At 21.3% G+C, this 12,729-nt stretch carries 20 protein-coding genes; 7 read left to right on the top strand and 13 right to left on the bottom strand.

All coding sequences use genetic code 4. From position 1 onward, the window contains the following. The first annotated feature begins 12 nt into the window (after positions 1–12). From AACK83_RS00335 to AACK83_RS00305, 7 genes are read left to right on the top strand one after another with little or no spacing between them, the layout of a single operon-like run. Complete coding sequence (locus AACK83_RS00335) at positions 13–495, top strand: hypothetical protein (RefSeq protein ID WP_338958546.1); 483 nt, start codon at positions 13–15, stop codon at positions 493–495. Between the two features lies 1 nt (position 496). After that, positions 497–760, top strand: coding sequence for a hypothetical protein (locus AACK83_RS00330; RefSeq protein WP_338957953.1), 264 nt, complete (start codon positions 497–499; stop codon positions 758–760). 1 nt (position 761) lies between these two features. Further along, positions 762–1,952, top strand: a complete 1,191-nt coding sequence (locus AACK83_RS00325) for a hypothetical protein (protein WP_338958544.1) — start codon at positions 762–764, stop codon at positions 1,950–1,952. Positions 1,953–1,957: 5 nt separating this feature from the next. Further along, complete coding sequence (locus AACK83_RS00320; protein ID WP_338958541.1) at positions 1,958–2,740, top strand: hypothetical protein; 783 nt, start codon at positions 1,958–1,960, stop codon at positions 2,738–2,740. Then, entirely contained in the window at positions 2,724–4,607 is a 1,884-nt protein-coding gene (locus tag AACK83_RS00315; protein WP_338958539.1) for a hypothetical protein, read from the top strand. Before AACK83_RS00320 ends, AACK83_RS00315 begins: the two co-directional genes overlap by 17 nt. Positions 4,608–4,611: 4 nt before the next feature. After that, entirely contained in the window at positions 4,612–4,734 is a 123-nt protein-coding gene (locus AACK83_RS00310) for a hypothetical protein (RefSeq protein ID WP_338957331.1), read from the top strand. Positions 4,735–4,752: 18 nt separating this feature from the next. Beyond that, the gene (locus AACK83_RS00305) at positions 4,753–4,959 is read left to right on the top strand and encodes a hypothetical protein (protein WP_338957961.1); all 207 of its coding nucleotides are present in this window, start codon (positions 4,753–4,755) and stop codon (positions 4,957–4,959) included. Between the two features lie 36 nt (positions 4,960–4,995). On the opposite strand, the gene AACK83_RS00300 is transcribed toward AACK83_RS00305, so the two are convergent. The 13 genes from AACK83_RS00300 to AACK83_RS00240 form a co-directional block, all read right to left on the bottom strand. Further along, positions 4,996–5,781, bottom strand: coding sequence for a hypothetical protein (locus AACK83_RS00300; RefSeq protein WP_338958537.1), 786 nt, complete (start codon positions 5,779–5,781; stop codon positions 4,996–4,998). After that, positions 5,768–5,950 carry a hypothetical protein gene (locus AACK83_RS00295; protein WP_338957966.1) on the bottom strand — a complete coding sequence of 61 codons (183 nt, stop codon included), beginning with the start codon at positions 5,948–5,950 and terminating at the stop codon, positions 5,768–5,770. The genes AACK83_RS00300 and AACK83_RS00295 overlap by 14 nt, the downstream gene beginning before the upstream one ends. 1 nt (position 5,951) lies before the next feature. Next, the gene (locus AACK83_RS00290) at positions 5,952–6,125 is read right to left on the bottom strand and encodes a hypothetical protein (RefSeq protein ID WP_338958534.1); all 174 of its coding nucleotides are present in this window, start codon (positions 6,123–6,125) and stop codon (positions 5,952–5,954) included. Between the two features lie 2 nt (positions 6,126–6,127). Then, positions 6,128–6,391: a hypothetical protein gene (locus tag AACK83_RS00285; protein ID WP_338957971.1), complete on the bottom strand. Its 264-nt coding sequence runs from the start codon at positions 6,389–6,391 to the stop codon at positions 6,128–6,130. Positions 6,392–6,754: 363 nt separating this feature from the next. Next, positions 6,755–6,925 carry a hypothetical protein gene (locus AACK83_RS00280; RefSeq protein ID WP_338957973.1) on the bottom strand — a complete coding sequence of 57 codons (171 nt, stop codon included), beginning with the start codon at positions 6,923–6,925 and terminating at the stop codon, positions 6,755–6,757. Between the two features lie 17 nt (positions 6,926–6,942). Beyond that, positions 6,943–7,854 (bottom strand): recombinase RecT, encoded by a 912-nt coding sequence (locus tag AACK83_RS00275; protein WP_338957976.1) that lies wholly within the window; start codon positions 7,852–7,854, stop codon positions 6,943–6,945. A 201-nt stretch (positions 7,855–8,055) separates the two neighbouring features. Next, positions 8,056–8,211 carry a hypothetical protein gene (locus tag AACK83_RS00270; protein WP_338957979.1) on the bottom strand — a complete coding sequence of 52 codons (156 nt, stop codon included), beginning with the start codon at positions 8,209–8,211 and terminating at the stop codon, positions 8,056–8,058. Beyond that, positions 8,204–8,860 (bottom strand): PD-(D/E)XK nuclease family protein, encoded by a 657-nt coding sequence (locus AACK83_RS00265; protein ID WP_338958532.1) that lies wholly within the window; start codon positions 8,858–8,860, stop codon positions 8,204–8,206. The genes AACK83_RS00270 and AACK83_RS00265 overlap by 8 nt, the downstream gene beginning before the upstream one ends. Continuing rightward, positions 8,853–8,975 (bottom strand): hypothetical protein, encoded by a 123-nt coding sequence (locus tag AACK83_RS00260; protein WP_338957985.1) that lies wholly within the window; start codon positions 8,973–8,975, stop codon positions 8,853–8,855. Before AACK83_RS00260 ends, AACK83_RS00265 begins: the two co-directional genes overlap by 8 nt. A gap of 18 nt (positions 8,976–8,993) precedes the next feature. Continuing rightward, positions 8,994–9,167 carry a hypothetical protein gene (locus tag AACK83_RS00255; RefSeq protein ID WP_338957988.1) on the bottom strand — a complete coding sequence of 58 codons (174 nt, stop codon included), beginning with the start codon at positions 9,165–9,167 and terminating at the stop codon, positions 8,994–8,996. An 18-nt stretch (positions 9,168–9,185) separates the two neighbouring features. Continuing rightward, positions 9,186–9,398 (bottom strand): hypothetical protein, encoded by a 213-nt coding sequence (locus AACK83_RS00250; protein ID WP_338957990.1) that lies wholly within the window; start codon positions 9,396–9,398, stop codon positions 9,186–9,188. Between the two features lie 684 nt (positions 9,399–10,082). Next, the gene (locus AACK83_RS00245; RefSeq protein ID WP_174481339.1) at positions 10,083–10,244 is read right to left on the bottom strand and encodes an ankyrin repeat domain-containing protein; all 162 of its coding nucleotides are present in this window, start codon (positions 10,242–10,244) and stop codon (positions 10,083–10,085) included. A gap of 117 nt (positions 10,245–10,361) precedes the next feature. Next, complete coding sequence (locus tag AACK83_RS00240) at positions 10,362–12,596, bottom strand: hypothetical protein (protein WP_338958528.1); 2,235 nt, start codon at positions 12,594–12,596, stop codon at positions 10,362–10,364. Positions 12,597–12,729 lie beyond the last annotated feature (133 nt).

The raw sequence follows: 12,729 nt of genomic DNA, 5'->3' as shown, positions 1-12,729 counted from the left end.
GTGGTGGTAATTATGTTAAATGAAAATGAAATGAAAGAAGGTAATACTATGGAAGAAAAAGAAAAAGATGAACAAGAAGAAACTAAAGAAGAAGTAAAATCAGAAGAAAATACTGAAAAAGAATCTGAATCTGAAGAGAAAAAAGAATCAGAAACTGAAGAAGTTAAAGAACCAACTTTAGAAGATAAATATAAAGAATTAGAAGAAAAATATAATGCTTTATATAAAGAAAAAACTGATAAAGATAGAGAAATTAGACATTCAGAAAGTTATAAAAAATATGATTTATCACAAGAAAATATTAATTTATTAAAAAGATATCTTGGAGATAAAGAAGATATTGAAGAAGAATTATCATTATTAAATAAAGATTTTCCACATTTATTTAATAAAAATAAAGATACAAATATTAGTTCTTCTTTAGATGTAAAAGATAAATTTAAAGAAAATAAAGAAGATGAAGTAGATACTAGAAAAATAGGAATGGTAGGTTAATATGACTATTAAAGAATTTAATGAAAAATATAAAAATATAAATCTTCGTTATGATAAAACTTTAAATTCTTTAAGTTTATCTACAGAAGATGATATTAAGAAAATAATAACAAAATATGATGAATTAAAATTTTATCATCATGAACAAATAGATTTTATAGTACAAGTAACAAGTGATTTATTAGAATTACAATCAGTTTGAGAAATTAAACCTACTAGAGAATATTTAAAAATAGAAGAATTAGAAGCGCAAGGAGATAAATAAAATGGCAATTATTACAACACAATCAACAACAATTAATGACCCAAGTAATCCAACTGGGAAATTAGATTTATCAGTTAAATATATTAAAAATTTAAAAGTTTTATTATCAAAAAGAGTAGCGTTAATTAATGCAACAGTAGAAAATAGAGAACAATTAGATGCTGGTACTGCTATTTATAATATTACTAAAAGAAATATTACTGAAGATTATACTGCTGGTGCTGGAGCAAATAATCTAACAGCAGTGAATACAGTTCAAATTCTTTTAAATAAAAAGAAAGAAATTAATTTTGAAGAAGAAACATTAGATTTAAAGTTATTAGGTGCTAAATATGAAGATGGTAATGTTCTTGTATCAGATAGTTTAGCATCAAGTTGAATTGATGCAAAAGCAAAATCTGTTGAAATATATTTAGTTGCAAAATTATTATCATTAGCAGTTAAAACAGCCAAAGATAATGGAATTATTAATATTGCATTACCAAGTAATCCAAAAATAGATGATTATAGAATGTTATTATGATTAAAAATATCAAATACGTTAGCAACATTAAAAGCAAGAATTACTGATGAATATATTGGTACAGATGAAGAAGATTATGTATTATGAGTATCTAGTTTTTTTAAACCATTAGTATTATTATCAACAACTACATTAGGTAGTGATAGTGCTTCACAAGCATTAAAAGATGGTAAAATTGTAGAAATTGGTGGTATTAAAATTATAGAATGTCCATGATTAGGAAGAAATTATCCTGCTGGAGTTATTGATAAACAAGAATCATTTAATTTTTTAGGATGTGATGCTGTATTAGTACATAAAGAAGCATTAGCATTTCCATTTAATCGTGGTCAAGATAATACTTTTGTTTTACAAAGTAATGGTAATGTTAAGAATTTTCATAAGTTTTTAGTTTCAGAAGGTAAAGCATTAAGACCAGATTTAGTTAAAGGATTTACAGTTACTTCAAGTATAGATATTGCAACAGCAATTGAGTTTACGAATTTAGGAAAAATAACTATGGCTGGTGATGCTCCAACTGCAGATGAAGTAGAAAAAGCAGTTATTGCTAAAAATCCTAATTATGTTAAAGGTAATGCTAATTTTTCAGATTTAACAACAACAAGTGCTAATGTTGAAGGTAAAACTTTATATGATGGTTCTTTACAAGTAACTTTTACAAAGAAGTAATTTAAATGCCTATTATATTACTTTTAAGAATGATATTAGAAACTGCTGTTAGTGATATACAAACTGCTGAATTAATAGAAAAATTTAAAAAAAATAATTCATTATTTAATAGTTTTTTAAAAAATCCAGCAGGAATATTAAAAAATCAATTAATGTCAAAAGTATTAGGACAAGGTAAATCTCAAAAAGAATTATCTGAATTTCAACAAGTTTTACAAAAATTAACAAATTTACCAGTAATTCATAAAAAAATAATGACACATATTACTAATAATAATATTGCTAAATTACAACATATTCAAAAACAATATTTAAATGGTAAGTCATTAATGGATAAAGGTAAAGAAATAATAATGAATTCTTTAACTGAACAAGATTATGATAGTATGATTGGAGTTTATGTAAATCTTTCTAGTAGTGCATTAGCGGGTGGTATATGAACTCCAGTAATACAACAACAGTCGGGTACTTATGGTATTGCTACATTAACTTATAGAACTAATTTATCTAAAAGTTATGATTATTTTATGGTTTCTAGAGAAACTTGAATTGATATGTGTAAAGCAACAGGTGCTTATGGTACTGGTGCTAATAAGATATTTCAAAATCAATATTATCACGGTGGTTTATCAAAATCTGATAGAGAACAAAGAGCCAGAACTAATGTTAAAAATATGAATAAAAAAGTTACTCAACAATCTAAATATAAATCAGTTATTGGTGTAGTTAATAAATCACAAGCAGTACAAGGATATGGAAGGTTTAAAGATTATGGAAAACAAAAATAATATTGATTGAAATGTAAATTTAAATTATATTACAAAAGATGATTTAAAAACTATATATGGTTTTATACCAGATGCTGACCAAACTACTATTGATAATACTAAAACTGATTTTACTATTATGTCTATTGCTATATCAAGTGAGCGAATTAATACTATTACTGGTAATCAAATTGAAGTAATAGGATTTAAAAATCTTAATGAAACTCAACAACAATTAGTTAAAAGAGCAACAGCAAGAATGACTATATATTATTTAACTGATGGAATGGCATTTATAAGAAGTAGTGTATCAATTAGTGGTAATGGTTTATCAAGTAGTATTAGTCCACCAAGTGAACCAGATTATGTATTAATGGAAGTATATAATTTATTACAACAAGCAAATTTACATACTCCAAGAAAAGCAATTAATAATCCTATTTCATGTAATACAGATAATTTTAATACACCTAATATTTTTGATGAAAGTGATACTAGAGTAATTACTTGAGATTCTGGTAATAAAACATTTTTACGAAAAGAAGGATTAATTGCTGGTACTGGTATAAAAATAGATGATATTACTGATACTATACCTAAATTAAAAATTCATGTTGATAGTAATATTGATTCATTATGAGAAGTTGATAAAGATAATCCTAATTTTATAAAGCCAAAAGATGATAAAGGTATTGATGTTAATGGTAAAAGAATTATTGATGTTGGTACTCCTACATTTTTAAGTGATGCTACAACTAAAGAATATGTTGATAAAAAGCAAGATAAATTAATTGCTGGTACTAATATAACTATTGATGAAAATAATAAAATTAGTGCTACTGGTGGTAAAGTAGATTTATCTGATTATTATAAAAAAGAAGAAGTAGATAAAAAATTAGAAGATACAAAAGCAATGTTTCCAGTAGCATTTCAATTAAATGCTATTGGTCAAGAAATTCCTAGTTTAAAAACTACTAATAAAACAGTTGTTGGTGCTATTAATGAAATTAAAGTAAATAGTAGTTCAGTTGATGAAAATAGAATATTTGATAATAAAGAACAGAAAAAAGTAAGTTTACATTTTACAAATGATATTGCTATTGCTGGTGGTCAAACATTTACATATAAAAATAATCCATATTTAACAGAAGATAATGATATACCAAATAAAAAATATGTAGATAATAAAGTAAATGATAAACAAGATAAAATTAATGATTTAGATAATAGAATATTTAAAGATAAAAAACAAAAAGAAAATATTATTGAATTACTTACAAATGCTTTTTATCTTGCAAATACTCTTTTTGATGAAAATGAATTTTATGGAACAAATACAAAAGAATTAGGTAATAAAATTCATTTAAATGCAAATGGTATTGTAAAAATTTTAAAAACTAAAAATATACCAGAATTAGAAACATTTTATAAAACTATTATTGGTGCTATTAATGAATTAAATAAAAGAATACCAAAAATTAAAAGTAAAACATTAAATATTAATGAAGTAGATAATACTTATGATATTGAATTAAAAAATAATCCAACACCAAGTCCAAATATTTCAAATTGAAAAGAAGTAGGAGAAGTTATAACAGATAAAAATAATAATAATCAAAATTATATAAAATATATATTTAAAGATAAAACACATTATAGAATATATATAAGTTATGGTGATTATACAACTAAAGAAAATAATAAAAATTATAGTTGACAAATAATTAATTTTTATTATCAATTAGATACAAGCGTTGTAAAAAGTAGTTTATGAATAGCAAATAATAACAATAACCAACAAACTGAAATTAATATTTATAACAATAGAATAATGTGGGGTATGGGTAGAGATTATATTTTTAAAAAATTAGAAGAATTACAGGAATAATATTATGATTTGAAAAATTATAAAGATTATTTTAGGTTTGATTGGAGTTTTATTATCTTCTGCTGTTGCTGGTTTAATTATATTTATTATTGTAAAAATTATATTAAAAATTAATCAAATATTTTAAAGAAAGGTGGTGATTAATATGGATACTACAACAATTATTATAGTTGCTAATTTATGTATTAATGGAGGTTATGTTTTAATTAAATTAGGAAAAGCATTAGTTGCATTTGGCAAATCTTTAACAGACCCTAATAAAAAAGCACTTAAAAAACAAAATAAAATTAATAAATTACAAAGTAAATTAAATTCTATTAATAAACAACCAGAAATAAAAAGTATTTATTAATAATAAAAAATGCCTTTAATAGGCATTTTTATTTATTTATAAACTCATATGACTATAATCTCATCTTAAATTTGATTCACTAATTTCACTAGTAGCACCATATTGACTTATACTATCATTAATAAGATTTGCAGTTTCATTATTAAATGCTGTTTCTTGCATTTCTTCATTATGATGTGTGGTTTCCATAGGTAATAAATTATGGATTATTTCACTTGCACCAGCAATTATGGTAGGTACTGCATAAGCATTATTAAAATCATTATTAATACCCATAGCAACACCACTACTAATTAATGTTCCACCAGTAGCCATATTGGCTATTTTACGTATAGTTTCAAATTTACTTGGTATTAATTCAGTAATTCCAGCAACTAAATTAGCAATACCATATGAATTAAGACTAATAAATGTATCTCAATCCATTAAATGATTATCAGTAGTATTGGGATTGCTTAATAATAAATCTGGTGGAAATGGGTCAACTGTTGTAGTACTAGTAGTAGTTATAGGAATAGGTGTTGTAGTTGGTTCTATAGGATTTGTAGTATTAGTAAATTTAGCATAATTAACTATTCCAATTGTTCCTAATCCTAATAATATTTTTTTAGAACTATTTAATAATTTAGTTTTATAAGAATGTCTTTGATTTAAATTTCAAATATCTAAACCTAATTTTTTACCAAATAATAAACTATTAATTGAACCTAATAATGGATTACTTATTACTTGACCATAATAAGCACTTGTACCAATCATTGCACAAATTGGACTTATTGAAGAGCGAAGTATTTTTATTAAAGTATAATTATTTGTTTCCATTTTTATTCTCCTTATTTTTTTCCTTAAAATAATTTTTAATACCTTTATTATATATTTCTAATAAATGATTTAATACTGCTTGTTCTCTTTGATATTGATAAGTTGCGACTATACATTTATTAGGTTTATGATTAGCACATATATGTTCTTCTGACATTCTTTCAATCATTTTATTCTCCTTCATTAATTTCTATTTTTAAATTAGAAATAATACATTCTAATATATAAATAAAATCTTTTACTAAATGAAATTGTGATTTTTTTAATAAATCTTTAATTTTCATTTCTTTATAATATCGTAGATGATGTAATTTAATATTACGTGCAATTACTTCTTTATTCATTTTTATTCTCCTTTTATAAATATAAATTTAAATTTCATATTTCCAATAGTATCTCTATTATTACCACAAATAATTAAATATCCTGTTTGATTATTTTCTAATATTCATGAATAAAAAATATCTTGTGGATATAATTTTGGATATAAATTTAATGATAATAAATAACATAAAGCATCTTCTTTATTTTTTAATAAACTTACTGTTGGACATTTTATTTCTTTTGGGCTTTTTTCATTATAAAATCATTCAGTTCTAATGTTTCTCATTATTTCACATCCTTTTATGAACTCATCAGCACCGTAATAAACGGTGGACTATAGAATTATAATGTTATCCAAATTTTAATAATTCTATAGTTTCGTTCTGTATAAAATAAAATTTAGGACTTACATTGACATATTATTTAAGCAAGAATAAAAAATAGGGAATAGGAGTTAGAAAGGGTATATGTCAAATGCCTAAATATTAATTATTATTTTCTTTCCTTATCTTTATTTAATTTTTCATTTTCATATTGGATAAAACAAATTTTATGCATATATCAATATGTTTTTATTGTTATTTTAAAAAATCTAAAACTATTTTTTACTCACTCGCCATCCATTATGGATTTTTTACAATAATTACATTTATGAATTATCATTATCAAATTCTCCATTTTCTATACATTTTAGTAATGATTTTATATATAAACATTGTGCTTCACTTACTATTTGTAAATCATTATTTAAATAATTAATTAATTTTTGTTTATATTCGTTTTTATACTCATCAATAATATCTTGGGTAGTAATTTCCATTTTTTATTTTCCTTTCATTAAACTTCAAAATTTTCTATAATTTCTTCTTCTTTTTCTAATTCTTTTAATTTAGATAAAGCAGAATTTATGTCAGTATTATCAGTTGAATTAGTAATAGCATCAATAGTATCATGATATTCTTTAAACTTAGGATTTGAATCAATAATATCAATAATATGATTATTTGGATTATCAATATATATTTTTTCATTTTCAGTAATAATTGCTTGGTCATTTTCATAAGCAGTTTGCATATCAACTGACATAATTCCCCATTTTCTTAATAATTGAGTTAATACAGTTTTTTTAGCCATACTATCAAAATCACTAACAATAAATTTTTGATTCTTTTTATATGTTTCACTATATTTATTAAAATGTTCTATTATTTGTTCAGTTGTTCAATATAAATTTTTTTCAAAACCATTTTTTAATTTAAAATAAGCACAATAACCTACTATTTTTGATTTTAATCTTTCAATAGGATTTTCAATAAATTTAAATTTTATTTCATCTTTTAAATAATCAATCTTTTTTAATTCTCCTTCTCTAACTTCAATAACATTAATTTTTTTATATTGTTGACTTCTTTGTGCTAATTGAATATAACCTTTATATCCCATTTGAAACTGTGCTTCTTTAACAGTTACTCAATTACCTTTTTCATCTTTATATTTACGATTAAAAGGTACAACTCAACAATAACCAAAATTCTTTTCTAATGGTAATTGTAATAATGTTGCTTGATAACATGCTTCTAATATTGTAGTTAAACTAGTTTTTGCTAAACCTAATTGATTTTTAATTGCTAAAGCATTACTTTTAAATCTTTGTACTTCTTTTTCACTCATATTATTACCTTGATTTTTATTAGTAAATCATTGTTCAATAGTTAATGAATTTTTATTATTAGTTAAATCATTACTCATTATTTTCTTCTCCTTTTTTATTTAATAATTCTAAAATTTCATCTAATTTTTTATTAATTTTTCCTAAATATTTTAATAAAATTAAAATTGATTTATCCATTATTATCATCCTTTTTACTTGTTATTTCATCAACTATTATTTCTAAACATTTCATACATCAATTTTTACTTAACCAAATTCTTTTATTACAATATTTACATTTATTCATACTTATTTATCCTTGTTTTTAATAAACTTAATTCATATTTAATTTGTTTTCTAATTTCAAATTCAATTACTTCATCATGCGAATATTCTAATAATTCATTTAAATATTTAATATTTTCTTTAATTTGCTCTATGTTTTCTTTATTCATTTTCATTTTTATTTTCTCCTTTAAAATAATTTATTTTTGCTTCTAATCATTCATTTATTAATTCATGTGTTATTTCTATTTTTATTTCTTGCTGAGTATTTTTATTAGTTAAATAAACATAAGTTTTATAAGATGGAGTTATACCATTCTCAAGTAACATACAATAATAAGCAGTTAATTGTAATTTAATTCTTTTTAATTTATCATCATCAATACAAGCATAAGTTTTATAATCTATTAAATAATATTTATTTTCTTTTTTATTTAAATAAACTAAATCTGGTGTTCCAGCAACTAAAGTATCAGTAATAGGTTTTTCTATAATAAATTCATAATTATTTTTATCTTTAAATTTTTCTTTTAAAAACATAAGTGATTTTTTACAATAAGAATAATTTATTGAATTTGTTACTGGTTTTAATTTTTTTAATAAATCATTAATAATATTTTCTTCATTAATATTTTGTAAATATAATTCATTAAGTTTATGAACTCATTTACCACGAACTGAAGCATTTTTTAATACTTCTGGTGCTATATGACTATAACCAAAACCTAAATAATTATCAATAATTCTAGAAACTGATATTAATTCTTTATCATCTAAAAAATATTGATGAGTTTCTTTTTTAAAACTTAATTTACTCATATTTATTTTTACCTATTAATATTCAAAAACATTTATTACATAATCTATTACCAAAAGAAGATTGTTTTCTACATTTATCACAAGAACCAATCATTCTATATTCTCTATATTCCATAAATATTTTTTCCTTTCATTAATATTTAGAAGCAATAATTATTAATGTTAAAATCATAATAATTATTCAAATTGTTAAAAATATAATTCTACTTTTTCATGATTTTTTATAAAATTCTTTTTGTTCCTCAATTAATTCAATTTGTTCTTTTAATAATTTATTTTGTAATTCTTCATTTTCTTTTTCTTCCATATTTAATTTTTCCTTTCATTAATTAAGTTTTTCTTTAAGTTTTTCTTGATTTGGATATTGCATATCTAATTCAAATGCTAATATTTCATAATGTATAATATATGCATCTTCTAATAAATGATGTTTATAATTTTTATGAAAATTATTTGCTTCCTTAAATGTATAAAAAACTTTATATTTTGTTTCAAATGTATAATTAACTTTGTATTTTACTAAATAAACGTATGTCATATTTATTTTTCTCCTTTTAATTTTTTATTGTGTTATGATATTGTAAATAAGGTATGTATTTATATATAAAACCCCCTATTTTCTTAAATAATACAAATGTAATTGTGAATTAGATTAATGGGTTCTTTACTGAGCCATAATAAGGCTATTCAAATTAATCTATAATTACATTAAGCGATACAGTGTAACATTTTAACTTGCTTAACATTAAATGCTCTTTTATACTGATATAGAAGTATTTACATTTCGTACTCACTATTAGACTTCTACGACAGTTTTATTAAGTTTTAATCTTTTAACAAAAAAAGAACGATAGTTATATCGTTCTTTGTTATCCAATTATGAATCTAAGGGTTAAAGTGATGCGCCTTTAATATTTTAATAAAAATTATTATTATCATAAAAGGAATTAAATTTTTATCATTGATAATTGCTTTTGCCAATCTATTTCATCTTTAAAAAATCAGATTTATTAATTTTTTGTTGAAATTTCATTGCTTCTTCATATGTTGGTAATTTGTCTTTATTTTCTTTTAATATACTTTCATATGTTGATAATTTATCTTCATTTTGTTCTAAAATTTCTTCATCTAAAATATCGTTAGTTTTTGCATTAAAAAAAATTAAAGACTTCCAAATGATTATTTCAAACGACTAATATTAAAGCATTATGTCCATATTCATTTACTTGATAAAGATTTCATTATTATCTATTAAATACTTAACTATCTCTAAATCATTATCTTTGATAGCTAACATCAAAATAGTGAAACCATCTTTAATTACATAATTTATACTAACACCATTCCTAACTAATAATTTAACTTTTTCTAAGTTATTATTCATAATGACTTGTATTATTTTTTCATTTTTCTTATTAAGAAATACTCTTTTTTTCTAATGTACTTTTTTTCTCTTTCTATAAATTAAACTTGATACAATAATAAATTTAATCTTATTAGTTTAAATTGTATTTAATATTTCTGCTTTTGTTTCCAAAGGTAATTGAGATTCTATTAAGCCCATATTCTCTCATTTTTGTTTGCTTGCATTTTTTGATTCTTCTGATAAAGGTTGCTGTAACTCTGGAATTTCAGTACTTATTAATTTTCATACTTCATTTAAAGATGTTAATTTTATTTCTTCTTCATTTAATTTATTTTTAATTTTTTGTTCTTCTTTTTTTGAATTTTTTTTATTTAAACTATTTTTTAAATTATCACAATTTTCAGTAGTTTTTTTAATTTCCATTGCAAAAAAATCTCTAATATTTTCCGATGTTGTAGATAAATCTTTTACTTCATCTTCATGTAATTCCTTTATTGAAATTAATTTTTTTTCTAAATCATTTATTTGAAATTCTAGTTTTTCAATGGTTTTATTTTGTTCCTCAATTTTTTGATCTTGTCAACTAGGCTTCTCATTTTCTTCATTTATTTCGGTTTGGATTTCAATACTTACTAATTTTGATTGATTAATTGTTCTTAAATACTCCTGAATTTTTTCCTTTTTTTCTCTAATTGCATTTTCTATTATTTCTTTTTCTTTTAATTTAAAATTAATTTCTAAAGTTGTGAAATCATTTTTAAATTCATTTTCTATTTTTTCATTTTCTTCTCTTATGTTTTCTAAATTATTTTGAATGTTAAAATTTTCATTAAATTTTTTAATACTATCAGCATTTTGTTCTCAATAATTTTCAATAATCTTAATAAATTCCATATTTTCTAATTTATTAACTTCTTTTAAGAAATTAATAAATATTTTTTGATCTTTACTAATATTTTTAATTCATTTTTCTTTTATTTTTTTAAGTTCAAACATCATCGTATGTTTATTTTGCTTAAAAAAATCCTCAATTTTATTAATTTTATCCTCAATTTTTTTTATTTTTTTATCATTAATACTTAACTCGGTATCATGTCTTGTAATATTATATTGTAACTCCGCAATATAATCATTCTTTTTCTTAATATCACTATTCTTTTTTTTAATCACTACATCTATTTCTTTTAAATATTGTTTTTTTCCTTTTTTATCATCTGAAATATTTGGAATAAATATTTGATTTTCAATATTATTTTTATTTTCTTCTAAATCTTGCAAGTAAGTAATTTTTTTAATTTTTATATTTTTCTTTCGTTTTTCTAAATTTTCAATTTGTTTTCTTTTTTCTGCTATCTCTTTCTCATGTATTCTAATTTGTTCTTTTTTTTCTTCTAATTCATTTTTAAATAATTCTATACTTTCTTTCACTTTATCTTTAGTTTTAATAATTTCTTCTTGTTCACTTATTAATTCTTTTTCTCGATCATTATATTTTTCAAATATATCATTGTATATTCTTTCTTCATTTTTAATAATTTTTTTAATATATCGGTTAAATATGTCATCTATTAATTCAAAGAAAAATACAAAATTTTTATCAAATTTACTTTTTAAATCTTTATCTTCATTTAAAATTAATTTATATTCATCTCCACTTTTCATTCTAAATGCTCAAAAAGATAAAATTAATTGAGTCATAACTTCTTCTTTAAAAAGGTTTTCAAAAATTTTCTCTTTTTTATTTTCTAATTCCTCATTTTTTTGATATAGCCTACGAATTTCTTTATTAATTTTTATTTTTAATTCTCGTGTTTTTTTTAAAAACTCTTTTTTATTTTCAAAAATGTTTAAATTTATTGTTTTTAAAAAAATAATATCATTACTTATTGTTTCACTTAAAAAATTAAAAAGATTAAAATAATCTGTGATTTCAGTAAACTCAGTACTATTTTGGCTAACTTTATTAATTTTATTTTGTTCAATTAATGTTTTATTTTTCTCCAAGGATAATAATTTTTCATTTTGTTCTTTAATTTTACTATCAAGTTCTATTAAAAAATAATCTAATTGTCTAATTAATTTTAAATTTTCTTTTTTTTCTCAAAAATAAGAAAAGAAATTATATTTTAAATCATTTCTTAATTCTTTAATTAATTTATCTAAATCAGTTTTTTTATTTTCTTTTAATTGAGTTAATGGTGCTGATGTACTTGGGTTTTCAAAATCAGTATCTTCTGAATTAGAAAAAAAATTATCTTTTTCATTGTATTCTTTAAAAAAATTCTTAAAAGTTTCAACAACTTCGTCTAAATTTTCATCAGTTAAAGGATAATTTCTAAATTTTTTTATTAATTCATTAAATCAGGGCATAAATCTTATTCTCCTAAATTTTATTTATAAAATAAAAAATCAATTGTTTTTAAATAAAACAATGGGTTTGAAAACTTATATTTTTCAATCTTTTGTGTTAATAACAATAAAACGCTCCTTATTCTAAAGAACT

This window comes from Spiroplasma endosymbiont of Tiphia femorata, from assembly GCF_964020225.1.
In the GTDB taxonomy this organism is placed as follows: domain Bacteria; phylum Bacillota_I; class Bacilli_A; order Mycoplasmatales; family VBWQ01; genus Spiroplasma_E.
This window is presented reverse-complemented; position numbering and strand designations above follow the sequence as displayed.